Source organism: Clostridium sp. X (genome assembly GCF_055755365.1).
Map to the genome: position 1 here is coordinate 2,300,141 of NZ_CM146912.1, position 24,878 is coordinate 2,325,018.

Below are 24,878 nucleotides of genomic sequence, written 5' to 3' on the forward strand. Positions count from 1 at the left end.
TCAAAAGGAGCTATATGAATGAAAAAGATAAAAATACTGTTCATAACTAAAAATCATTCACAATGGATAACAAAAAATTATTACTATTTTACGATGAAATTATCTGAATATAGTGAATTAAAAGTATGGCATGATGCAGCTGATATAAGATATATATTAAATAAACTAGATTTTGAACCTGAATTTATATTACTAAATGATTTTCGTCCTCACATGCTGCCTAAAATTACGGGGCTTTCAACAATCAATATACCATTAGGTATTATTGTAGAAGATTTGCATCGTGAGATAGAAGACGGTAAAAAGTTTTTTTTTGAGAATAATATTAAGCATATTTTTTCCATTTGTCGCGATAAATTTTATAAGTCTTATCCTAACTATAAATATAATGTATATTGGTTTCCTCATTGGGTAAATATTGATGTATTTAAGGATTATGGTTTAAAAAAGGATATTGATTATTTACTTATGGGAGCCATAGCCAAAGAACATTATCCTTTAAGAAATAGAATACTTAATGTAATGCAAAAGGAAGCAGGTTTTGCCTATAATAAGCATCCTGGATATAAAAATATTAAAGAAGGTAATGCATTAATAGGTGAAAGATACGCAAAGGAAATAAACCGTGCTAAAATATTTTTTACAGATGGTGGAATATATAATTATCCAGTAAAAAAGTATTACGAAGTACTTGCTTGTAAAACACTACTATTGGCACCAACCTTTAAAGAACTAGAAGACTTAGGATTTATTCCAGAAGTAAATTTTGTAGATATTGATGAAAATAATTTTTTAGAAAAAGCTAAGTATTATTTAGAACATGAAGAAGAACGGGAGAAAATTACTGAAAATGGATATAATATGGTCCGTTCTAAACATTCTACAGAAATGCGTGTTATTCAATTTATAAAAACTGTACAGGATATTTTGAAGGAAAATCAAGTTAATAAGAGGTAATGAAATTATGAATAAAGAAGTTCTAGAAATTATTAGTGATAAAGTTAAAAGAAAGCATAATATAGATCACAGTATATTTTTAGATGATTTAACACTTTTAATAACTTCTCATAATAGAGGGGGAATTTTAAAAAGTGATTTGATAAATGGTTTTAAGTTATCAAATCAAACAAAATTGATAGTAGATGATTGTTCAACAAAGGAAAAAGGCATTATGAATTATTTGGAAGAAAACAAAGAAAAATTTAATATATGCAATATAATAGAGCATAACAGAAACAAAGGAGTGGCTGGGGCTAGAAAATCAGGCTTTGAAAATATAGTAACACAATATACTATGATTCTAGATGATGACGATATGATTTTTTGTATAAACAAAGAACAAGTGTCTAAAAAAATAGAGCGTTTAGTTAATGATGTAATTATAGTTATTCCAAGATATATTATTAATCTTTATAAAGATGGTAGTTTTCGAATTGGATATGACAGAATAAGATTTAATGAGATTTATGCTAAAAATGCAATGCTTGACTTTATGAACACTGGTGAGATAGAAGCATTTTTAGCTGGTTCTATTTCAAAAAATTCAAATCTTATTAAATATAATCCCGGAGAAAAATTTAGAGCAGCTGAGGATTATATTGCATTGTCAAGAATGTTTGCAAATAACTTGACTAAAAAGATTATAGTAACGGAAGATTTAATACATGTAAGAAGAATAAACGAGAATAGTTTAAGTAAAACAATAGGAAGTAAAGGTTTAGCTTTACATTTAATCTCTCATTTAGTTTCAGGGTATTATTGTTTTTCTAATAAACTTATAGATTTTAATGAAATGATAAATTTATTTTGTAAAAGAGCACTTTTAATTGAAGATATATATAAATTTGGAGAAGATTTTTCTAATATATTAATAGATTTTATTATGAACAAAACATCTGATAAAAAGCTTATTGAATATTTAAGAATACAGGATATATACTGCCAGAACAGTTTAGATGAATTAGCAGTTGAACTAAATAAAATGAGAAATATTAATAAAAATATATAGTAGTAACAGTGTGAACTAAAAATATCAATTTATATCAATTTATATAGGTGGTATGGTTACTATGGAATTAGTGGAACATAATAAATATTTAACCAGAGATTATAGAAAAAAAATAGTATTTTTTGTAGTACCTAGAGGAGATAGTTTTATTAATGATATAATTCATATTTTATCGGAAAAATATGATATAAGAAAAATTATAGTTACTGATTACAAGCAAATTGATGTGGGAATGCAATGGGCAGATATATGTTGGTTTGAATGGTGCGATTCACTTGTAATTTATGGAAGTAAACTCAAGATTGCAAAAGAAAAAACTATTATTTGTAGGCTACACAGCTATGAGGCCTTTACTGATAGTATAATGAAAGTTAATTGGAGTGTAGTTAATAAACTTATATTTGTTGCTGAGCATATAAAGAAATTAGTAGTTAATAGAGTGGAAATAGATAATAAAAAGATTGCTGTTATTCCCAATGGAGTGGATGTAAATAAATATAAATTTAAAAATTGTGGGAAAGGTTTTAATATTGCATTTATAGGATATATTGATTTTAAAAAAGGTCCTATGCTTTTAATCCATACATTTAATGCAGTTCATAACATAGATAATAGGTACAAGTTATATATTGCAGGACAGTTTAAAGAAGAAAGATATAATTTATATTTTAATCAAATGATTGAGGAACTGGGATTAAATGAATGTGTATTTTATGATGGATGGCAGAAAAATATAGATGAATGGTTAGAGGATAAAGAATATATAATTTGTACAAGTGTACTTGAATCTCAAAATATGAGTGTAATGCAAGCAATGAGCAAAGGAATAAAACCTATAGTTCATAATTTTGTTGGAGCAAAACAAATTTATTCTGAGGAATGTATATGGAATACAATAGATGATGCAGTTAAAATGATCATTTCTGATGAATATAACTCAAAACAGTATAGGGAATTTATTGAAAACAAGTACTCACTAAAAAAGCAGATAGAATCTATTAATAAGTTTGTTTTTAATTGAGAGAAAGAAATTTAAAACATGAATATTATGGATAATTTTGAATTGTTCTGCATAGAGATATTTTAAAACAACTGTGTTTATAAATTTTTTAGGGGGATAATTCAAATATGAAAATTCTTTTATGCACTAGGCAAGATTATCATAGAAATTTTGGAGGAGATTCAACACAAGTTTTGAAGACTGCAAAATACTTAGAGAAATTAGGGGTACAAGTTCATATTAATAATGGGGGCATATTTGATTATTCTGACTATGATATAATTCATTTATTTAATATTAATAAGATTGGGGAAATGTATAATTATTACAAAATTGCTCATAAATATAAGAAAAAAATTGTTACTACCCCTGTATATTATAATTTAACTAAATATTTTAAATTTAGAAATTATAGCGATAGACTAAGATTATGGGAAGCTAGTAATGCATATAGACAAGAAGTTCTCTCGGGAAGTGTTGGTATTATAGCAAATAGTTATACTGAATGTGAGCATCTAAGATCAGATTTCAATATAGATAAACAATGTAATGTAATTTATAATGGAATAGAAGTAGAAGATGAACAAGTTCCTTTATATAGTATTAGAGAAAGATATAGTTTAAATTCTTATGTGTTGTGCGTGGGGAAAATTTGTAATAAAAAGAATCAACTTGCCCTAGCGAAGGCTTGTAATAGATTAGGAATTCAATTAGTACTTATAGGTGAAGTTAAAAATAAAGAATATTTTATGGAGTGTATGAAGTATAAAAACGTTTTATATCTTGGCTTTATGGATAGTTATAATATATATAATGCTTATAGATTTGCTAAATTACACGTACTTGCAAGCTATATAGAAACTCCGGGTTTCTCATCATTAGAAGCAGCAGCAAGCGGATGTAACATTGTTTCAACTTTAGAAGGATGTGCACAGGAGTATTTTAAAGATATGGCAATATACTGTAATCCATACGATGATAATAGTATCCGTGAAAGTATAGAGAAAGGATTAAAAGAAGAAAAAACAGATAGATTAAAAAAAATAGTTAAAGAGAACTATTCTTGGGACAATTACATTAGAAAATTATATGAATGTTATAGAAGTCTTTTATAATAAACAAAAGGTAAAATATAATAAAATCTACGAAAGCGTATAAAGTTGGAAAAGGGGATGCATATGAAGATATATTCATGGAATGTAAATGGGATAAGGGCCATAGAAAAAAAAGGATTTTTACAATGGATTGTAGAAGAACAGCCAGATATACTTTGTATACAGGAAACAAAGATTCAGCTAGATCAAATAGAGAGCAAATTGAAGGATATAAATGGTTATAAAGCCTATTTTTCATGTGCAGAAAAAAAAGGATATAGCGGAGTTGCAACATATACAAAGGAAGAACCTATTTCTATTTCTTATGGAATAGGCATAGAAAGATTTTATAGCGAAGGTAGAATATTAATATGTGAGTATTCAAATTTTATTTTATTTAACATATATTTTCCTAACGGGCAAAGTAGTGAAGATAGACTTAAGTACAAATTAGAATTCTATGATGCTCTATTTAAGTATTGTGATGAATTAAAAAATAAAGGGAAAAAGATTATAATATGTGGTGATTATAATACTGCTCATAACGAGATAGATTTAAAGAATCCAAAAGCCAATAGTAAGATATCAGGATTTTTACCAATTGAAAGAAGATGGATGGATTATATTAGAGAGAGAGGATACATAGATACATTTAGATATCTTCATCCTGAAGAGATTAAATATTCTTGGTGGTCATATCGATTTAATGCTAGAAAGAATAATGCAGGTTGGAGAATAGACTATCATTTTGTTTCTGAGAATATGATTGAGGATGTACAGGGCGCTGAAATACTTAATGAAGTCATAGGATCAGACCATTGTCCAGTTGTACTTATCTTAAAATAATTAATCGCTAATCTCTAGTTACTAGTCGCTATTAAGTATCATAAAGTTATGATTTTTAGCGATTAGAGATTAGGGACTAGCGATTATTTTTATATTTCTTTTATCACTCCGCAAGCGAGTCGTCTACCTGCATTTCCAGCAGGCTCACTTCTATAGTCATCAGGACTTTCATGAATAATAACAACTTTTCCTAGAGCATCAGACACTTTAAATTTATTAGTAAAAAAGCTCATTTTTGATATGCCATCATTAGAGAAGAGTACTGGAAAATCACCAGCATGATTACCGTGAGGTTGATTAGTTGGATTCCAGTGTTCGCCAGCTGATTTAAAAGGTTCTTTAGGATCTCCAACTTCACAAGAACTTCCTGAATGAATATGGAATCCATGAGGACCTATAGGTAAATTATCTCCCTTTCCAGGTTTATATTCTGGTAGACCAGTAACATGTACATATACTTCGGTTCCGTTGGGAACACTTCTAAAATATACAATGCCTTCTATATTTGGGGCAAGAGGACCCCCTTTAATTTCAGCAACAGCCCATTGTTCAGAGTTTTCTTGTGGATCTGAAAATCTATAGAATTTATTATTTATGGGGTAAAAAGAATTATAAGAATATCCTTGGTTATTATAATACATAAAAAACCTCCTAAAAATTATAACTAGAATATTCTATGTTATTATATATCAGAATGTTAATTAAATATAAAGAATAGAGTTAAAGATATTCATTAAAAAGCATGGGAGCTATATGTGTTGTTTAAATACAGGATGTTTTGTTATAATATATAACTAGGTGTAAGAAAATGTTGGGAGAGATTAAAATTATGAAGAAAGTTGAATTACTAGCTCCAGCAGGAAGTTTAGATAGTCTTTATGCTGCAGTGCAAAATGGAGCAGATGCAATATATATGGGAGGAACGAAATTTTCAGCAAGGGCGTATGCCTCAAATTTTGATGAAGATAACATGATAAAAGCAATAGAATATTGTCGTATTTATAATATTAAAGTGTACGTTGCTCTAAATATTTTAATAAAGGAAGAAGAAATAACAGAAGCATTAGATTACATAAGTTTTTTATATAAAATAGGAGTGGATGCTCTGATTATTCAAGATACGGGTATAGCAGAACTTATAAAGAGGAATTTTCCAAAGTTTGAAATACATGCATCTACACAGATGACGGTTCATAATGGAGAAGGGGCACTTCTATTAAAAGAACTAGGATTTTCACGAATTGTTTTATCGAGAGAACTTTCATTAGAAGAAGTTGAATCTATATCAAAAGAATTAGATATAGATACAGAAATATTTATTCATGGTGCTCTTTGCATATCTTATTCAGGTCAATGTCTTATGAGCAGTATGATAGGTGGAAGAAGCGGAAATCGTGGTAAATGTGCACAACCTTGTAGACTTCCATATGATCTTATAAATAAGGGGAAAAATATTTCGAAAAAAGGATATCTATTGAGTCCAAAGGATATCTGTACTATAGAAAATGTAAAGGACATTATACTAAGTGGTACATCATCTTTAAAAATAGAGGGAAGAATGAAAAAGCCAGAGTACGTGGCGGGAGTTGTATCCTCTTACCGCAAAGCGATAGATGAAGCTTACGAAGAAATTAGAAAAGGGAAAGAAGGAAAACGTAATTTTTTAGAAGAAGAAAAAAAGCTGATGCAATTATTTAATAGAGAAGGTTTTTCAAAAGCTTATATGTTTGGTAATGTGGGTAAAGATATGATGGCTTATAATCACCCTAGAAATACAGGAATACGACTTGGGAAAGTTAATAAAAATTTAACTATTAAGCTAGAACAAGATTTAAATTTACAAGATGGAGTTAGAACCGAAGAGGATGGATTTACTGTAACAAGAATAACAATAGATAAACATAATGTAGAGAAAGCTTCTAAGGGAGAAGTTGTTGAAATTAAACCTAATAGATACAAACATGGAGATATACTTTATAAAACATTAGATATAAAATTAATGGATGAGCTTGGTAAAACTTATGAGAACTTATATAAGAGAAAAAATTATGTGGACTTATTGATAAGATTTAAAGTAGGAGAACCTGTAGTTCTAACAGGGTATTATAATAATAAGGAGTATATAGCTTCTGGAGAAGAAGTTCAAAAGTCTATAAAAAGACCACTGGAAAAAGAGAGTATAATTAAGAATTTAAATAAGACAGGGGATACTCCCTTTGCTTTTAGGGAGATAGTCTTTGATACTTTTGAAGAAGGATTTTTACCAGTTTCCTCAATAAATTTAGTTAGAAGAGAGCTAGTACAAAAAATAACTGAGGATATATTAAATATAGAAAGAACAAGCACTAACAAGGGATTAGATTTAAATATAAGTAAATCTAAATATGATTCTATAAAATTAGATAGTCCTATTATAATTGTTAATAATAGTAATCAGCTAAAAGCAGCCAAGGAATGTGGAATAGATAATATAGTTGTAGATCTGTTTATGAGAAAATGCGATATAAAATTAGAAAGTATCAATTTAGATAACTTATATATAAGAGTGCCTACTATTGTTAAAAGTGAATTTTCTTCTATATGTAAAATTATTGAGGATGCACTACCCAAGATTAAAGGAATCGTAACATCTAATTTAGGAATAATAAGAAGATTTAAAGAAAAAACTTTAATAATAGGAGATTATAAATTAAACATATTTAATTCATATAGCCTTCAATTTTATCAGAAAGTATTAAATGCTGCCACTATTAGTTTAGAGCTTAATAAAAAAGAAATTACAAGTTTATTAAAAAAATCTTCTGTACCAAGCTATTTAATGATTTATGGGAAAACAGAATTTATGGTAAGTGAGTATTGCCCAATTGGTAGCACTTTTGGTAATAAAAATAAAGAAAATCTTAATTGTTTATATAAGTGTAATGAAGATGAATTTGTTTTAAAGGATAGGAAAGGAGAAGAATTTCCTACTTTAACAGATAACTATTGTAGAAGTCATATTTATAATTCTTCTCCAATAAATTTAATACCCAATTTATCCGAAATAAACAGTATGAATATAAGTGGCCTTAGAATGGATTTTACTAATGAGAGTTATGAAGAAACAACTAAAATACTACAAAGCTTTATTAGAGGAAGTTTTGAGGAAGATTTTAATAACTATACTAGAGGACACTTCAAAAGAGGAGTAGAGTAACGTGAATCAGAAAGCTTTAAAGGTTTTAGAGTTTAATAAAATAAAAGAAGAAATAAAAAAATATACTAGCACATCAGCTGCAAAAGATATTATTGATAAATTGGAGCCATACGATAATGTTTTTGAGGTGAAAGAGCATTTAGAAGAGACGAAAGAGGCCTTCGACTTGCTAATAAAGAAAGGCACGCCTCCCTTTGAGGGAATGCACGATATAAGAGAAGGCATTACAAAAGCTGAAAGAGGGTTTATCTTAATGCCAGTTCAGCTTTTGAGAATTGGTACGCTATTAAAATGTGCTAGAAGATTTAAAGATTATATAAATCATAAAGAGGAAGAAGAAAGCTTTAGGGTTATAGAAGATATATGTGAAGGATTGGTAGCTTTAAAAAAGCTTGAAGATGAAATTTTTAATGCCATAATAAGTGATGATGAAATATCAGATCGAGCAAGTACTAACCTTTTTAATATAAGAAGAGCTTTAAAAGATAAAGAATCATCTATAAAGTCAAAAGTAAATTCATTAGTACGTAGTTATTCTCAATACTTGCAAGAAGCTATATATACCGTAAGAGGAGAGAGATATGTACTTCCGGTTAAAATTGAACATAAGGGAGCAGTTCCAGGACTTGTACATGATCAAAGTTCCTCTGGCGCTACTTTATTTATAGAGCCTATGAGTTTAGTAGATTTAAATAATGAGATAAAAGAATTAAGACTGAAAGAGAAAGCTGAAATAGAAAGAATTTTAGGAGAACTATCAGTTAAAGTATATGAAGATATAACTGCTGTAAAAAATAATGCTAATATTCTTTGGGAACTAGATTTTATATTTGCAAAAGCAAAGTATGCTGGAGGTATAAATGCTACATATCCAGAAATTAATGATGAAGGATATTTTAATATACTAAAGGCTAAGCACCCTCTACTAGATTCAAAGACAGCAGTAACAAATGATATATATTTAGAAGAGGGCATAACATCAATAGTTATAACAGGACCTAATACAGGAGGAAAAACAGTAACGCTAAAGACTGTTGGCCTTTTGCATATCATGGCAATGAGTGGTCTTATGATACCGGCAGCACAAGGCTCTAAGATTAGTTTTTTCAAAGAAGTATTTGCAGATATTGGAGATGAACAAAGCATAGAGCAGAGTCTATCAACATTCTCTTCTCACATGGCTAATATAGTAAATATTATAGAGAAAGCTAATGATAAGACGCTGGCTCTATTTGACGAGCTTGGAGCAGGAACAGATCCAACTGAGGGTGCAGCCCTTGCTATTTCTATTTTAGAAAATTTAAGAAATAGGGGGACGAAAGTTATAGCTACAACTCACTATAGTGAACTTAAAGCCTATGCTTTAAAGATTGAAGGAGTAGAAAATGCTTCTGTAGAATTTGATGTGGAAACATTAAAACCCACCTATAGGCTACTTATTGGAATTCCAGGAAAATCTAATGCATTTGAAATATCAAAGAGACTTGGGCTTCCAGATTATATAATTGAAGATGCAAGAGAAGGTATTTCTAAGGATACTTTAAGATTTGAAGACCTAATTCAGTCTCTTCAAGAAAAAAGTATAAAAGCTCAAAAAGATGCAGTAGAGGCTGCAGGAGTTAAAGAGCAAGCAATCAAGCTTAGAGAAAAGTATGAAGAAAAATTAGATAAGTTTGAAAGTATTAGGGAAAAAGCAGTTTTAGAAGCTCAAAAAGAGGCTAAAAAAATAGTAAAAGAAGCTAAGGAAGAAGCAGATAGGATTTTAAAGGATATTAGAGAACTTGAGAAAATGGGATACTCTTCTGATGTTCGACAATCACTTGAAGAGAATAGAAGAAAATTAAAGGAAAAATTAAATGGTCTTGAAGAAGATATGCATAATAGAAAGGATGAAGGAGAAGAACTTAAGGATGTACATGAAGGACAGGAAGTTTATCTTCCTAAGTTTGATAAGACAGTTTTAGTTCTAACAAACCCAGATAACAGAGGTGAAGTTCAAGTTCAAGCTGGAATAATTAAGATAAGTGTAAATGTAAAAGATCTACGGGCTAGTAAGCAAAATAAAGTGGAAAAGAAAAAAAATAAGAAGAGTCTAAATTTAAACCTTAAAAATATACCTTCTTCTGTAGATTTAAGAGGAATGGATTCTGAAGAAGCTGTATATACTGCTGATAAGTATTTAGATGATGCTTATATTGGAGGATTAGGTAAAGTAACGATTATACATGGTAAAGGCACAGGAATATTGAGAAAATCTATTAATGACATGTTAAAGAGACATCCTCATGTAAAAAGTTATAGATTAGGGGAATATGGAGAAGGTGGTACGGGAGTTACTATGGTAGAACTGAAGTAAAACTGAAAGGACGTATGGACTTGATAGTGATTAGTGCTTGTTTATGTGGAGTTAATTGTAGATATAATGGAAAAAGTAGTTTAGATGAAAAGGCATTGAAAATTCTTAAAGAAGATAAGGCTTTATTAATTTGTCCAGAAGAACTAGGAGGAATGAACACACCTAGGAATCCCCATGAGATTAAAGGGGGGACTGGAGCAGATGTTTTAGATGGAAAAGCCGTAGTTATAGGTAATGAGGGAGAAGAATCTACAGATAGGTTTATAAAAGGTGCCAAGGAAGCATATAGAATTGCAAAAAATGCAGATGTAAAGTTTGCAATTTTAAAGTCTAGAAGTCCTTCTTGTGGACATGGTAAAATATATGATGGAAATTTTAATGGTAATAAAATAGATGGTAATGGAGTAACAGCAGAGCTTTTTATGAGGAATGGTATAAGTGTAATTACAGAAGAAGAATTAGATGAAAATTTAGTAGAGAAAATATTAGATAATAAGTTTGTTAAATAAATATAAGGTTAATATTTAATAATATAAATTTAAGGGGGATTTTTTATGGATTATAAAGAAATGTTAAAATCAGCAAGAGAAAACTTAGGTGGAAGTTGTAAAGTGTGCAATTCTTGTAATGGAGTAGTATGTTCAGGAGAAGTGCCAGGAATGGGAGGTAAAGGAACTGGAGCAGCTTTTAAAGACAATTTTGAGGCATTAAATGAATATAAGCTGAATATGAGAGTTATACATGATGCAAAAGATCCAGATACTTCTTTTGAACTATTTGGGAAAAAGATGGATATACCTCTATTTGCAGCTCCAGTAACAGGTACTACTCTTAATATGGGAGGAAAATTTACTGAAGAAGAATATATTACATGGGTTATAGATGGATGTTTATCTTCAGGTATATATCCTATGGTTGGTGATACTGCAGTAGACTCTTTTTTAATTACAAATCTTCAAGTATTAAAAAGCTTTGGAGGGGAAGGAATAGTTTTTATTAAGCCTTGGTCAAATGAAAACGTGATAAATAAAATAAAATTAGCTGAAGAAGCTGGTGCTTTTGCAGTTGGTATGGATATAGATGCATGTGGTTTAATTACACTAGCGCTACATGGTAAACCAGTAATGCCTAAAAATGTTGAAGAGATTAGAGAGATTGTAAAAAGTACAAAATTACCTTTTATATTAAAAGGAATAATGACACCAGATGAGGCGGAACTTGCTGTTGAAGCTGGAGTAGATGCAATTGTAGTATCTAATCATGGAGGAAGAGTTCTTGACCAAACACCTGGAGTTGCAGATGTACTTCCAGATATAGCTGCTAGAGTTAAAGGAAAAGTGACTATACTGGCTGATGGAGGAGTTAGAAGTGGAGTTGACATATTAAAAATGATAGGACTTGGTGCAGATGCTGTTTTAATAGGAAGACCATTTGTCACTGCATCTTTTGGCGGACAAAAAGATGGAGTTAAAATGTATGTAGATAAATTAAAGGATGACTTAAAGGCTGCAATGGTTTTAACAGGATGTAAGAATATTAAAGATATCAATGGAAGAATAATTTACTAATCTTACAATATGAGATTAGTAGATTATCTTAAATTTTCTTATGTAGTGTATATTATTATTCCTAATGTTAATAATAAATAATAACTTAGGAGGGATAATAATGGAAATTTTGAAATGCCAAGAAAGAAAAAAAGAAGTAGTTCATTCAGGAAGAAAGAGTAGACAAAAAGGATTAGTTCCAGGAATTCTTTATGGAACACAATTAGGAAATGTATTATTTGAGATAGGTGAACTTGAGTTAAATAAGGAAATTTCAAAAAATGGAGAGCATGGGGCAATAAATCTTCTTATTAATAACACAGAACATAAGGCTATAATAAAAGAGATTCAAAAAGAACCTGTAACTCAAAAATTGATACATATTGACCTACAAGAGTTTGATGATAATAAAGTAATAGAAACAGAAGTTCCATTAAATTTTACAGGTGAAGAGTTAGCTAGTAAAAATGGTGGTATAGTACAAAAGGAAAAAAATAGTGTAAAGGTTCAAGGAAAATATAATGAAATACCTAAAGCTTTTAATATAAATCTTTCTAATATGCATTTAGGTGATGTTCTAAGACTATCAGATATTGAGGTAAGCAGTGAAATAACCTTTGCTGAAGATATTAGTAGTGTAGTAGCTGTAGTGAGCAGAACTAGTGTTAGGGAATCTTTACAAGAGTAAAATATAGTGATGAAAAGGATTGCAAAGTGCAATCCTTTTTTTAATTAAAAGGAAATAAATGGTGTATTTTTAAATTTTGTAGTATAATAATTTTATTCATTTAGGTAAGGGGGTATAAAATGAACTATTTAGAGAGATATAATGTATGGATGGAATGTGAAGATATTAATGAAAATATTAAAGAGGAACTAAGAAGTATAGAGGATAAAAAGGAATTAGAGGATAGATTTTACAAAGAGTTAGAGTTTGGAACAGGGGGTCTTAGAGGGGTAATAGGAGCTGGTTCAAATAGAATGAACTTATATACGGTGGGGAAGGCTACGCAAGGACTAGCAGATTTTCTACTTAAAAAATATGAGAGAGAAAAAGATATATCTGTTAGTATAGCTTATGATTCTAGAATAATGTCAAAAGAATTTTCGGAGGCTGCAGCAGCTATTTTCTGTGCTAACGGAATTAGAGTTAACTTATTTGAAGATTTAAGGCCAACTCCTATGTTATCTTTCACTGTAAGACAATTAAAAAGCAAAGCAGGAATTGTTATAACAGCATCACATAATCCTAAGAATTATAATGGATATAAGGTATATGGAGAAGATGGTGGGCAAGTAACAGACAAAGCTGCTGAAGAAATAACTTCATATATCAATAGAGTAGATGATTTCTCCAAGATAAAGTCTATGAATATTCATAAAGCAAAGCAAAACGGACTTCTAAATATAATAGGAGAAAAGATTGATAGAGAGTATATTAGTAGGGTTAAAGACTTAACTATTAGAAAAGAATTAGTTAAGGAATTTTCAAATGAGTTAAAAATTATTTATACACCTATTCATGGCAGTGGAAATATGCCAGTAAGGAGAGTTTTACAGGAATTAGGATATGAAAATGTACATGTAGTGAAAGAACAAGAATTACCTAATGGAGAGTTTCCTACAGCACAGTATCCAAACCCAGAAGAACCAAAAGTTTTTGAACTAGCATTAAAAATGGCAAAGGACATAGAGCCAGATATTATATTTGGAACTGATCCAGATTGCGATAGAATAGGTGCAGTGGTAAAGGATAGAACAGGTGAGTACAGGCTTTTAAATGGAAACATGATGGGTGTACTGCTGACTGAATATATTCTATCATCATTAACTGAGATGAAGAAGTTACCTGAAAATGGAGTTATAGTAAAGACTATTGTTACAACAGAAATGGCTACTAAAATAGCTGAGAACTTTGGAATAGAGATTATGGATGTACTTACTGGATTCAAGTATATAGGAGAAAAAATAAAAGAGTTTGAAATAAATAAGGATAAAACTTATTTATTCGGGTTTGAAGAAAGTTATGGTTATTTAGCGGGAGATTTTGTAAGAGATAAGGACGCTATAGTAGCTGCTATGCTTATATGTGAGATGTGCTTATATTATAAAAAAAGAAATATGAGTCTATATGAAGCTCTTATATCATTGTATAAAAAGTATGGATTTTATAAAGAAAATCTAATATCTATTAATTTAGAAGGAAAAGATGGTCAAGAAAAAATAGCTAGTTCTTTAGAATATTTAAGGCATTCAATGAAATTACAGATTAATGATGTTAAAATAGCGAAAAAGTTTGATTATAAATTAGGAATAGAAAAAGATTTAGTAGCTTTATCAGAGAAAGCTATAGATTTACCAGAATCCAATGTACTTAAATTTGTTTTAGAAGACAATTCAAGTTTTGTTGTTAGGCCTTCAGGAACAGAGCCTAAAATGAAAATTTATCTTTCAGCTGTTCATGATACAGAAGAAGGTGCAAATGAAAAGTTAACTAGTTTAACAAATTCAGTTATGGATATAATTAATATTGCTTGTAAGTAAGAAAACAATAAATTAGGGTTGGTGAATATAACAATGGATGTAAAAACACACTTTAAGAATAAGTTATCTGCTATACTATTTTTGCAGATGAAAAAAGATAGGTTAAAACATATATTTAGTATAAATAATGATAATAATATAGATGTTGAAGAAGATCTCTATATACCAATTGCTACTGATAGTATTATAAGGAAAATTAACAATGGAGAAGATGTTAATAGTATACCTATAGGATACTTTATAGAGGGAATGTTTTATGTTTTAGGAGCAGATGAAAATTTTAAATATAATAATTCATATAAAGTACTGATAAATTCTACACCAAAAGCTATTGATTATATGAAAGGAAGAATAGCTGAGAGTATAAAAAATAAAAAGTATGAAGATGCCTATATAATGCTGAAGGGACTTTCTTTTATACAAATTGATAAAGAAGTTTATGATAAGATAATTATACTTCTAGAAGAGCTAAAAGAAATTAATAGTATGTATATAGAAGAAGAACTATATATGCTAGAAAGAGCAAAAACTATAGAAGGATATGTAGAGCCTTATTATTATGAGAGCATAATAAAAAAAGATAAAGGAGATTATGAGGGAGCATTATTTGCATTAAACACATATATCTCAAAAGGAGGAAAAGAGACTCCGGAGGTTTTAGATTTAAAAAGCTCTTTGAAAATAGTAAATGATTATGATAAAGCAAAAAACTTGGTTTATGAAGACCCTGATAAGGCACTTGCTATATTAATTCCTTTATTAGAACAATTAGGTGATAGACCAGAGGTTTATTATTATATAGGAGTATCTTATAGAATATTAGAGAACTATGAAAAAGCTATATATTACTTAGAAAAGTCTATGGAAATTGATAATTCTTATCCAGAAGTGCTAAATGAACTAGGTATTAATTATGCTTCCTTAGAAGATTTTGGTACTGCTATTGTATATTTAAGAAAGGTTTTTGATGTTACTAAGTCCGTAGAAGTATGCACAAATTTAATAATGAGTTACATAAATGTTGGTGACTATAAACAAGCTAAGTTACACTTAGATATAGCGAAAAAATTAGATGACAAGGATGAAATAGTTAATCAGCTAGATCGTATTTTAGAAGAAGTAAATTAAAAAAGTTTAAACTTATATAAGGGGAGATACTCTGTATGAAGGTTAAAAAGGCAATAATACCTGCTGCTGGATTGGGAACAAGATTTTTACCGGCAACTAAAGCTCAACCAAAGGAGATGCTACCTATAGTAGATAAACCTACAATTCAGTACATTATCGAAGAGGCTGTAGCGTCGGGTATAGAAGAAATACTTATAATAACAGGAAGAAATAAAAGAGCTATTGAAGATCATTTTGACAAGTCTATAGAACTTGAAAATCAATTAGAGGCTAAAGGAAAAAAAGATTTACTTAATATGGTGAATGGTATTTCAAATATGGTGGACATATATTATATAAGACAAAAAGAGCCTAAGGGATTAGGTCACGCTATCAATTGTGCTAAAACCTTCGTGGGAGATGAGCCTTTTGCTGTTATGTTGGGAGATGATGTAGTTGATAGTGAGGTTCCATGTTTAAAACAGCTTATAGATTGTTATAATGAGTATAAGACTAGTATTTTAGGAGTTCAGGAAGTTCCAAAGGAAGAAGTATGTAAGTATGGTATAGTAAAAGGCATGCATATAGAAAATAGGGTTTATAAAGTTAAAGATTTAGTTGAAAAACCTAAAATTGAAGAAGCTCCTTCAAATATAGCCATTTTAGGTAGGTATATTATAACTCCTCAAATTTTTGATATATTGAGTAACACAGAACCTGGAATATCAGGAGAAATACAGCTGACAGATGCTTTAAATACATTGATTAAACAGGAAGCAATGTATGCATATAATTTTGAGGGAAGAAGATATGATGTAGGGGATAAATTAGGATTTTTAGAAGCTACGGTGGAATATGCGCTAAAAAAAGAAGAATTAAGAAGCGATTTTATGAAATATCTAATTTCAATTAAGGATAACGAGAAATTTGCAGAACTATACAGAGAATCAGAGAAAAAATAAATTATTATTTGTGATATAATAGACATGTATTATACATATTGCTATATTTATGTATAATACATGTCCTTTTTATTCTTGAAATTATTACAAAAAACATTGAATAATTTTAAAAATGATGTAAAATGATTAAAGGACAGATTAATAACTTACGTTAAGGACGTGATACAGTGCGAGATAATAAAAAGTTTTCATTATATCTATATGACATAATTTTAGTAACAGTTTTCTTATATTTTGCATTATTACTGAGATTCGATTTTAAAATACCTAGTGAATATATAGTATTTTTTAAAGTATCAATAGTTCCTGTGATTTTAATAGTTTTACTATGTAATAAAATTTTTCATCTATACGATTTTGTATGGAGATATGCATCGATAGATGAATTAATTTCAATTATTTACTCAGTATCCTTGTCTAATGTAATTTTTATAGTTTATAGTTACTTAATTAACTATAAGTTAGTGAAACTTATACACTACAGATTTCCAGCTACAGTACATATAATTTTTTGGGTTTTATGTATATGCACTTTAGGCGGTATGAGATTTATTTATAGAATTATAGGTAGAAATGAAGCTGTAGGGGAGTGTAAGGATACGAGCTCAAAAGTTTTGATAATAGGGGCAGGGGATGCCGGAGCAATGCTAATTAAAGAGGTTAAAAAGCACAATATTTTAAATTATGATATTGTTGGATTAGTAGATGATGATTTGTCTAAAATAGGTCAAGTTATAAATGGCATAAAGATAATTGGAACAAGAAATGATATTTTAAAAATATGTGATGAACATAAGGTGGAAGAAATATTTATTACTATCCCTTCAGCTCCTTTTCAAGAAAGAAAAGAAATTTATAATATATGCAAAAAGACTGGATGTAAATTAAAGACTCTACCAGGAATTTATGAAATCATAACTGGAGATGTTAATATTAGTCAATTAAGAGATGTGGATATAAATGATCTGTTAGGAAGAGCTCCAGTGAGTCTTAATAATGACAATATAAATATGTATATAAATAATAAGGTTGTACTTGTAACGGGAGGGGGCGGATCTATTGGGTCTGAACTTTGTAGACAAATTGTAAAGTTTAATCCTAAGAAGCTTTTAATCTTAGATATATATGAGAACAATGCCTATGATCTTCAAATAGAACTAAAGCATAAATATCCTGAATTAGATTTAGATGTAATAATTGCATCTATAAGAGATTTTAATAGATTAAAAAGTATATTTGAACAATATAAGCCTTATGTTGTGTTTCATGCAGCAGCACATAAACATGTTCCTTTAATGGAGGCGAATCCATCAGAAGCAATTAAAAACAATATAATTGGAACTTATAATCTTGTAAAGTGTAGTGATATGTATAAGGTAAAGAAGTTTGTACAAATTAGTACTGATAAAGCAGTTAACCCTACAAATGTTATGGGAGCTACAAAACGATTTTGTGAAAAAATTATTCAAGCTTTTGACAAAGAAAGTGAAACAGAATATGTTGCTGTAAGATTTGGTAATGTACTTGGAAGTAATGGATCTGTAGTTCCTCTATTTAAAAAGCAAATAATGCAGGGAGGACCTGTTACAGTTACTCATCCAGATATAAACAGGTTTTTTATGACAATACCAGAAGCGGCTCAACTTGTAATTCAGGCAGGAGCTATGGCAAATGGTGGTGAAATCTTTGTACTTGATATGGGTGAAGCTGTGAAAATTGTAGATCTTGCTAGAGATTTGATAAGACTCTCAGGTTTGAAACCAGATATGGATATAAAAATTGAATATACAGGGCTTAGACCAGGAGAAAAGCTTTATGAGGAGTTGTTAATGGATGAAGTAGCACTAACCTCAACCGAACATGAGAAGATATTTATAGAAAAACCGATGGAATTTGATAGGAATTATATAGAAAAGTCCATTGAAGAATTTAATGATGCAATTCAGAAAAATAGAGGGGAAATTATAGAGTTATTAAAAGAGAAAGTACCTACTTATATAAGCAAAAGGAGAGAGAATTTTGAAAGTTAATTTATTGGATTTAAAAGCACAGTACGAAACTATTAAAGATGAGGTTGAATCAGCAATAAAGGAAGTTTTGGAATCAGCACACTTTATAATGGGACCAAATGTTAAAAAGTTAGAAGAAGAAATAGCAGAATATACAGGGGTTAAATATGGTATTGGGGTAGCAAATGGTACAGATGCTCTGATGCTTACATTAAAAGCTTTAGGAATTGGGCAAGGAGACGAAGTTATAACAACGCCATTTACTTTTTTCGCATCTGCTGAAACAACTTCAGTAGTGGGTGCTACTCCGGTGTTTGCAGATATTGAAAAAGACACCCTATGCATAGACCCAGAAAGTATAGAAAAAAATATAACTGAAAAAACTAAGGCTATTATTCCAGTTCATATTTTTGGCCAAATGTGTGACATGGATAGAATAATGGAAATAGCCAAAAAACATAATTTAATTGTTATAGAGGATGCATGCCAAGCCATTGGAGCAGAATATAAAGGAAAAAGAGCAGGATCTATTGGTCATGTAGGTTGTTATTCCTTCTTCCCTACAAAAAATTTAGGAGGATATGGGGATGGAGGTATGATAGTAACTAATGATGAAAAACTTGCAGATAGAATTAAGCTTATAAGAGTCCATGGAAGCAAGGTGAAATATGAGCATATTGCAATTGGATATAATAGCAGACTAGATGAGATGCAAGCAGCTGTACTTAGAGTAAAATTAAATTACATACAAAAATGGAATAATTTAAGGAAGCAGCATGCACATACTTATAATGAACTTTTAAAAGATACTGAGATTATACTTCCAACTGAAAGAGAAGACAGTCTCCATGTATATCATCTATATACAATACAATCAGAAAAAAGAGATGAAATAATTAAGCATTTAAGTGAAAGTGGAATAGCTTCAGGTGTATACTATCCTATTCCGGTACATTTACAAGAGGTATATCAAGAATTAGGATATAAAAAAGGGGAGCTTCCAGTAGCAGAAGATGCATGTACAAAGACCTTTGCTTTACCGTTATATCCTGAAATGACTAAAGACCAGCAACAGTATGTAGTAGATAAAATCAAAGAATGTTTAAATAGATAGAATAGGTACTAACCTTAATTACTAGGAGGAATAAAATGTCAACAATGAAAGAGGAACTTTTATTAAAGTTAAAGAATAAAACTGCTAAGTTAGGAGTTGTAGGTCTAGGATATGTAGGGCTACCACTTGCTGTTGAAAAAGCTAGAACTGGCTATGATGTTATAGGTTTTGATGTTCAAGATGAAAAAGTAAAAATGGTTAATGAAGGCCACAATTATATAGGAGATATAGTTGATGAGGATTTAGAAAAACTAGTTAAGGAAAGGAAACTAAAGGCAACTACAGATTTTTCTTTTGTAAAAGATGTAGATGCTGTTGCAATAGCGGTTCCAACTCCACTTGATAAGTTTAAACAACCAGATGTTTCATATGTTGTAAACTCAACTAAGGATATTGCAAAATATTTACACAGAGGAATGCTTGTAGTATTAGAAAGTACAACTTATCCAGGAACAACTGAAGAAATTGTAAAACCTATTTTAGAAGAATCAGGTTTAAAATGTGGAGAAGATTTTTTCTTAGCATTCTCACCTGAAAGAGTTGACCCAGGTAATAAATCTTTCAATACAAAAAACACTCCAAAAGTAGTTGGAGGAATTACTCCAGATTGTACAGATGTTGCAGCAGCACTTTATGAAAGTGTACTTGAAGGGGATATTCATAAGGTTTCATCTCCGGCAGTAGCCGAAATGGAAAAAATATTAGAAAATACTTTTAGACATATAAATATAGGTCTTGCAAATGAAATGGCTATACTATGCAAAAAAATGGGTATAGATATTTGGGAAGTAATTGATGCAGCAAAAACAAAACCTTATGGATTTATGGCATTCTATCCAGGACCAGGTCTTGGTGGACATTGTATCCCATTAGATCCGTTTTATTTAACATACAAGGCTAGAGAATTTGATTATCATACTAGATTAATAGAAACAGCAGGAGAAATCAATGATTTTATGCCTGAATTTGTAGTGGATAATGCCATGAAGTTTTTAAATAAAGCAGGAAAGGCTATGAATGGTTCAAAGGTACTTTTAATGGGAGTAGCATACAAAAAAGATATTGATGATATGAGAGAATCTCCAGCATTAAAGGTAATTGAGCATTTAGAAGAAAATGGAGCAGAGGTTATTTATAATGATCCATATGTTCCAAGTATGAAGCATAATGGAAAAGAATACGTATCAGTAGAATGGGAAAATGTAATAGAAAGTGCGGATATAGTAATAGTTACAACAGATCACAGTTGTTATGACTATGAAGCAATAGTGGAAAAGTCTAAAATATTCTATGATACAAGAAATGCTTCTAAGGATGTTAAAAACAATAGAGAAAAAATTCAAAAACTTTAGTATTAAACAGGATAGACCTTTTTAGGGTTTATCCTTTATTATGATTTTAGGAGTGATATGAATGGGAAAATTAAGATTTGCCGTAATTGGATGTGGAAGAATATCTTATAAACATATAGAAGGTTTAATTAATAATAAAGAAGAAGCATTGCTTGTAGCTACTTGTGATATAGACATAAATAAGGCAATTGAGAAAAAAGAAGAGTACATATCAAAGATGGGCGAAGATTTAGTTGTAAATACATATGCAGATTATAAAGAAATGCTTGAGAAAGAAGAGATAGATGTAGTTACTATAGCTACAGAAAGTGGTTACCATCCTGAAATAGGAATATACTGCATGAACAAAGGAAAACATGCTGTAATTGAAAAACCTATGGCATTATCTACTAAAGATGCAGATGACATGATAAGAATAGCAAAAGAAAAGGATGTAAAACTATCAGTATGTCATCAAAATAGATTTAATAAACCAATACAACAATTAAGAAATTCTATAGAAGATAATAGATTTGGAAGACTTATTAATGGAACGGCAAGAATTCTATGGAATAGAAATATGGGGTATTATCATCAGGCACCATGGAGAGGAACTTGGAAACTTGATGGAGGAACATTAATGAATCAATGTATTCATAATATAGATTTACTTCAATGGATGATGGGTGGAGAAATAGAGACTGTATATGCAGAATGCGATACTTTCTTAAGAGATATTGAAGCAGAAGATTTTGGGGCAATTCTACTACGTTTTAAAAATGGTGCTATTGGTATTGTTGAAGGCACAGCGTGTGTTTACCCTAAAAATTTAGAAGAAACGCTAAGTATTTTTGGTGAAAGTGGAACAGTAGCTATAGGTGGTCTTGCTGTAAATAAGATAGAAACCTGGAGATTTGAGGATAATAAGGATAGCGAAGAAGAGATTTTAAAAGGTCAAGAGGGAGACCCTGATAGTGTATATGGAAGTGGACATACTCCATTATTTAAGAATGTTATAGATGCAATAAATAGCAATGTAGAGCCTTTAATAAATGGAGAAGAGGGCAAGAAAGCAATGGAAATAATTCTTGCAGCATACAAATCAAGACTTACAGGAATACCAGTAAAATTCCCGATGGAAGATTTCTCAACACTAGATATGGAGAAGGCATATAGTAATAAATAAAATATTATTTAACATGGAATATGTTTAGCTTATATAATTAGTTACAGAAAAGAGGAGAGACGTATGAATTACATATCAGAAAAAGCTAATATAGGAGCAAATGTAAAAATGGGTCATTTTACGGTGGTAGAAGATGGCGTGAGAATAGGAGAGAATTGTATAATAGGACACAATGTAGTAATACATGAAGGAAGCATGATTGGAAATAATGTTAGAATAGACGCCAATACAGTTATAGGTAAAACACCTATGAGAGCAGTAAACAGTATATTTAAAGACGATAAAAAGTATACACCTTGCAGCATAGCTGATGGATGTTTAATTGGTGCAGGAGCTATAGTATATTGTGGTTCTATAATTGGAGAAAATACACTTATTGCTGATTTAGCTACAATAAGAGAAGATGTAACCATTGGAACAAAAACTATTATTGGAAGAGGAGCAACTATAGAAAACTTTTGCAATGTAGGTTCGAATTGTAAAATTCAAACAAATGTATATCTTACAGCTTATTCTGATGTAGAAGATGATGTTTTTATAGCACCTTGTGCAGTGACATCAAATGATAATTATGCAGCTCGTTCAAAAGAAAGATTTGGTAAATTTAAAGGAGTGACAATTAAAAAGGGTGGAAGGCTTGGAGCAGGTGCGGTAGTTTTACCAGGCAAAATCATATATGAAGATGGGTTTGCAGCAGCTGGAAGTGTAGTAACAAAAGATGTAGAAAAAGCAACTCTAGTTGTGGGAAATCCATCTAAAAAATTGAGAGAAGTACCAGAAAATCAACTTCTTAAAAATCAGTAAAAAGACAGGGTGATAGAATATGTATAAAGGTAAGAGGTTTCTAGCAATAATTCCGGCTAGAGGAGGGTCAAAGGGTATCCCACATAAAAATATTATGAACCTTTGCGGCAAACCCCTGATATCTTACTCAATAGAAGAAGCAAAACAGTCAAAGTATATAGACTATGTTCTAGTATCAACGGATGATAAGGAAATAAAAGACGTTTCTATAGCTTATGGTGCTAATGTTCCTTTTTTAAGACCAGAAAAATTTTCAGATGATAAGGCTAAGTCTATAGATGTGGTTATACATGCTATAGACTTCCTTAAAAATGAGGGAAATCTATTTGATTATGTAGTGCTTCTTCAGCCAACATCACCTCTTAGAACTTATGAGGATATTGATAATGCTATAGAATTAATAGCAGAGAAAAATGAAAGTTCCTTAGTAAGTGTATGTGAAGTAGACGAAAATCCAATCTTAATGAGGACTATCGAAAATGATACACTAAAATCTATTTTACAGTTTAATGGTGATAATTTAAGAAGACAAGACTTACCTAAATATTATATATTTAATGGAGCACTTTATATCAATACTGTAGAAATGATATTATCTCTAAATGCTTTTATTGATGAAAAGTCTATTCCTTTTATTATGGAGAGAGGTAAGTCTATAGATATTGATAATATATTAGATGCAAAACTAGCACAATATATTTTAGAGGAGAAGAGCAATGATTAAGGTAGGAGATAAATTTATAGGAAATAGTTATCCTTGTTTTATAATTGCAGAGGCTGGAGTTAATCATAATGGTGATATAAACCTTGCAAAACAGATGGTAGATAAAGCTGTAGATGCAGGAGTTGATGCTATAAAATTCCAAACCTTTAAAAGCGAGAAACTTGTTACAAAGTATGCATCCATGGCTAAATATCAAAAAGACAATATCGGTACAGAAGATACTCAGTTTAATATGTTAAAAAAACTTGAACTTTCTTTTGATGAGTTTGTAGAATTGAAGAAATATTGTGTAGACAAAAACATAATGTTTTTGTCTACACCTTTTGATATTGAGAGTGCAGAATTTTTAAATTCAATGGGTATGGAAGCTTTTAAAATAAGTTCTGGAGATTTGACGAATATACCTCTGCTTGAATATATTTCGGAATTTAATAAACCAATTATATTATCATCAGGTATGGCTATAATTGGTGAGATTGAGGATGCTCTAATTTCTATAAAAAATAAGGGGGTAGATGACATAGCAGTATTGCACTGCACCTCAAACTATCCGGCACCTTTTGACTCTATAAATCTAAAAGCTATGAATACTATAAAAAATACTTTTAATATTATTGGAGGATACTCTGATCATACAGAAGGAATAACTATATCAGTTGCAGCAGTGGCACTAGGAGCTAATATCATTGAAAAACATTTCACCTTAGATAAAAGTATGGATGGACCAGATCATAAAGCATCACTTAATGCGGATGAATTAAAAATGATGGTGAAAGAAATTAGAAAGGTGGAGTCTGCACTTGGAAACGGTATTAAAATGTTTAGCAAAAGTGAAATAGACACTATGAAGGTAGCTAGAAAAAGTATTGTAGCGGCTAGAGATATAAATTGTGGAGAAGTTATAGAACTTAAAGATTTAGACTATAAAAGACCAGGTGATGGACTGTCACCAAAGTACTATAAAGAGATATTAGGAAAAAAAGCTAAGATAGATATTAAAATAGATAAACAAATAACTCTAGATTTATTAGAGAATTAATTAAATGGAGA

At 30.1% G+C, this 24,878-nt stretch carries 21 protein-coding genes; 20 read left to right on the forward strand and 1 reads right to left on the reverse strand.

What is annotated here, in order from left to right:
• The first annotated feature begins 18 nt into the window (after positions 1 to 18).
• The 5 genes from ACX0KU_RS11520 to ACX0KU_RS11540 all read left to right on the forward strand — a co-directional run bounded on the left by ACX0KU_RS11520 (position 19) and on the right by ACX0KU_RS11540 (position 4,948).
• Positions 19 to 957 carry a glycosyltransferase family protein gene (locus ACX0KU_RS11520; RefSeq protein ID WP_472990061.1) on the forward strand — a complete coding sequence of 313 codons (939 nt, stop codon included), beginning with the start codon at positions 19 to 21 and terminating at the stop codon, positions 955 to 957.
• A gap of 7 nt (positions 958 to 964) precedes the next feature.
• Entirely contained in the window at positions 965 to 2,008 is a 1,044-nt protein-coding gene (locus tag ACX0KU_RS11525) for a glycosyltransferase (protein WP_472990062.1), read from the forward strand.
• Positions 2,009 to 2,069: 61 nt separating this feature from the next.
• A complete protein-coding gene (locus tag ACX0KU_RS11530) occupies positions 2,070 to 3,029 on the forward strand; it encodes a glycosyltransferase (RefSeq protein ID WP_472990063.1) in 960 nt (319 codons plus the stop codon).
• Positions 3,030 to 3,136: 107 nt separating this feature from the next.
• Positions 3,137 to 4,123, forward strand: coding sequence for a glycosyltransferase family 4 protein (locus ACX0KU_RS11535; RefSeq protein ID WP_472990064.1), 987 nt, complete (start codon positions 3,137 to 3,139; stop codon positions 4,121 to 4,123).
• 63 nt (positions 4,124 to 4,186) lie between these two features.
• On the forward strand, positions 4,187 to 4,948 hold the full coding sequence (locus ACX0KU_RS11540; RefSeq protein WP_472990065.1) for an exodeoxyribonuclease III: 762 nt from the start codon (positions 4,187 to 4,189) through the stop codon (positions 4,946 to 4,948).
• A gap of 89 nt (positions 4,949 to 5,037) precedes the next feature.
• On the opposite strand, the gene ACX0KU_RS11545 is transcribed toward ACX0KU_RS11540, so the two are convergent.
• Positions 5,038 to 5,589 (reverse strand): superoxide dismutase family protein, encoded by a 552-nt coding sequence (locus ACX0KU_RS11545; protein ID WP_472990066.1) that lies wholly within the window; start codon positions 5,587 to 5,589, stop codon positions 5,038 to 5,040.
• Positions 5,590 to 5,777: 188 nt separating this feature from the next.
• Between ACX0KU_RS11545 and ACX0KU_RS11550 the strand changes: the two genes are divergently transcribed.
• From ACX0KU_RS11550 to neuB, 15 genes are all read left to right on the forward strand, one after another.
• Entirely contained in the window at positions 5,778 to 8,144 is a 2,367-nt protein-coding gene (locus tag ACX0KU_RS11550) for a U32 family peptidase (protein ID WP_472990067.1), read from the forward strand.
• Between the two features lies 1 nt (position 8,145).
• Complete coding sequence (locus ACX0KU_RS11555) at positions 8,146 to 10,500, forward strand: endonuclease MutS2 (protein ID WP_472990068.1); 2,355 nt, start codon at positions 8,146 to 8,148, stop codon at positions 10,498 to 10,500.
• Positions 10,501 to 10,520: 20 nt separating this feature from the next.
• Complete coding sequence (locus ACX0KU_RS11560; RefSeq protein ID WP_472992445.1) at positions 10,521 to 11,009, forward strand: 2-thiouracil desulfurase family protein; 489 nt, start codon at positions 10,521 to 10,523, stop codon at positions 11,007 to 11,009.
• Between the two features lie 45 nt (positions 11,010 to 11,054).
• Positions 11,055 to 12,068: an alpha-hydroxy-acid oxidizing protein gene (locus ACX0KU_RS11565; RefSeq protein WP_472990070.1), complete on the forward strand. Its 1,014-nt coding sequence runs from the start codon at positions 11,055 to 11,057 to the stop codon at positions 12,066 to 12,068.
• 100 nt (positions 12,069 to 12,168) lie between these two features.
• A complete protein-coding gene (locus ACX0KU_RS11570) occupies positions 12,169 to 12,735 on the forward strand; it encodes a 50S ribosomal protein L25 (RefSeq protein WP_472990071.1) in 567 nt (188 codons plus the stop codon).
• Between the two features lie 119 nt (positions 12,736 to 12,854).
• Positions 12,855 to 14,591: a phospho-sugar mutase gene (locus ACX0KU_RS11575; protein WP_472990073.1), complete on the forward strand. Its 1,737-nt coding sequence runs from the start codon at positions 12,855 to 12,857 to the stop codon at positions 14,589 to 14,591.
• 33 nt (positions 14,592 to 14,624) lie between these two features.
• Entirely contained in the window at positions 14,625 to 15,719 is a 1,095-nt protein-coding gene (locus ACX0KU_RS11580) for a tetratricopeptide repeat protein (protein WP_472990074.1), read from the forward strand.
• A 35-nt stretch (positions 15,720 to 15,754) separates the two neighbouring features.
• Entirely contained in the window at positions 15,755 to 16,660 is a 906-nt protein-coding gene (gene galU, locus ACX0KU_RS11585; RefSeq protein ID WP_472990075.1) for a UTP--glucose-1-phosphate uridylyltransferase GalU, read from the forward strand.
• Between the two features lie 167 nt (positions 16,661 to 16,827).
• Positions 16,828 to 18,690: a polysaccharide biosynthesis protein gene (locus ACX0KU_RS11590; protein WP_472990076.1), complete on the forward strand. Its 1,863-nt coding sequence runs from the start codon at positions 16,828 to 16,830 to the stop codon at positions 18,688 to 18,690.
• Positions 18,680 to 19,783, forward strand: coding sequence for a DegT/DnrJ/EryC1/StrS family aminotransferase (locus tag ACX0KU_RS11595; RefSeq protein WP_472990077.1), 1,104 nt, complete (start codon positions 18,680 to 18,682; stop codon positions 19,781 to 19,783). Before ACX0KU_RS11590 ends, ACX0KU_RS11595 begins: the two co-directional genes overlap by 11 nt.
• 35 nt (positions 19,784 to 19,818) lie before the next feature.
• Positions 19,819 to 21,135: a nucleotide sugar dehydrogenase gene (locus tag ACX0KU_RS11600; RefSeq protein WP_472990078.1), complete on the forward strand. Its 1,317-nt coding sequence runs from the start codon at positions 19,819 to 19,821 to the stop codon at positions 21,133 to 21,135.
• Between the two features lie 61 nt (positions 21,136 to 21,196).
• Entirely contained in the window at positions 21,197 to 22,300 is a 1,104-nt protein-coding gene (locus ACX0KU_RS11605; protein WP_472990079.1) for a Gfo/Idh/MocA family protein, read from the forward strand.
• Positions 22,301 to 22,363: 63 nt separating this feature from the next.
• Positions 22,364 to 23,104, forward strand: coding sequence for an acyltransferase (locus ACX0KU_RS11610; RefSeq protein ID WP_472990081.1), 741 nt, complete (start codon positions 22,364 to 22,366; stop codon positions 23,102 to 23,104).
• A 19-nt stretch (positions 23,105 to 23,123) separates the two neighbouring features.
• Positions 23,124 to 23,828: an acylneuraminate cytidylyltransferase family protein gene (locus ACX0KU_RS11615; protein ID WP_472990082.1), complete on the forward strand. Its 705-nt coding sequence runs from the start codon at positions 23,124 to 23,126 to the stop codon at positions 23,826 to 23,828.
• Complete coding sequence (gene neuB, locus ACX0KU_RS11620) at positions 23,821 to 24,867, forward strand: N-acetylneuraminate synthase (protein WP_472990083.1); 1,047 nt, start codon at positions 23,821 to 23,823, stop codon at positions 24,865 to 24,867. Before ACX0KU_RS11615 ends, neuB begins: the two co-directional genes overlap by 8 nt.
• Positions 24,868 to 24,878: the final 11 nt, after the last annotated feature.

Coding starts and splice junctions, on each gene's coding strand:
- ACX0KU_RS11520 (WP_472990061.1), top strand. CDS start 19: ATGAAAAAGATAAAAATACTGTTCATAACTAAAAATCATTCACAATGG.
- ACX0KU_RS11525 (WP_472990062.1), top strand. CDS start 965: ATGAATAAAGAAGTTCTAGAAATTATTAGTGATAAAGTTAAAAGAAAG.
- ACX0KU_RS11530 (WP_472990063.1), top strand. CDS start 2,070: ATGGAATTAGTGGAACATAATAAATATTTAACCAGAGATTATAGAAAA.
- ACX0KU_RS11535 (WP_472990064.1), top strand. CDS start 3,137: ATGAAAATTCTTTTATGCACTAGGCAAGATTATCATAGAAATTTTGGA.
- ACX0KU_RS11540 (WP_472990065.1), top strand. CDS start 4,187: ATGAAGATATATTCATGGAATGTAAATGGGATAAGGGCCATAGAAAAA.
- ACX0KU_RS11545 (WP_472990066.1), bottom strand. CDS start 5,589: ATGTATTATAATAACCAAGGATATTCTTATAATTCTTTTTACCCCATA.
- ACX0KU_RS11550 (WP_472990067.1), top strand. CDS start 5,778: ATGAAGAAAGTTGAATTACTAGCTCCAGCAGGAAGTTTAGATAGTCTT.
- ACX0KU_RS11565 (WP_472990070.1), top strand. CDS start 11,055: ATGGATTATAAAGAAATGTTAAAATCAGCAAGAGAAAACTTAGGTGGA.
- ACX0KU_RS11570 (WP_472990071.1), top strand. CDS start 12,169: ATGGAAATTTTGAAATGCCAAGAAAGAAAAAAAGAAGTAGTTCATTCA.
- ACX0KU_RS11575 (WP_472990073.1), top strand. CDS start 12,855: ATGAACTATTTAGAGAGATATAATGTATGGATGGAATGTGAAGATATT.
- ACX0KU_RS11580 (WP_472990074.1), top strand. CDS start 14,625: ATGGATGTAAAAACACACTTTAAGAATAAGTTATCTGCTATACTATTT.
- galU (WP_472990075.1), top strand. CDS start 15,755: ATGAAGGTTAAAAAGGCAATAATACCTGCTGCTGGATTGGGAACAAGA.
- ACX0KU_RS11600 (WP_472990078.1), top strand. CDS start 19,819: ATGTCAACAATGAAAGAGGAACTTTTATTAAAGTTAAAGAATAAAACT.
- ACX0KU_RS11605 (WP_472990079.1), top strand. CDS start 21,197: ATGGGAAAATTAAGATTTGCCGTAATTGGATGTGGAAGAATATCTTAT.
- ACX0KU_RS11610 (WP_472990081.1), top strand. CDS start 22,364: ATGAATTACATATCAGAAAAAGCTAATATAGGAGCAAATGTAAAAATG.
- ACX0KU_RS11615 (WP_472990082.1), top strand. CDS start 23,124: ATGTATAAAGGTAAGAGGTTTCTAGCAATAATTCCGGCTAGAGGAGGG.
- neuB (WP_472990083.1), top strand. CDS start 23,821: ATGATTAAGGTAGGAGATAAATTTATAGGAAATAGTTATCCTTGTTTT.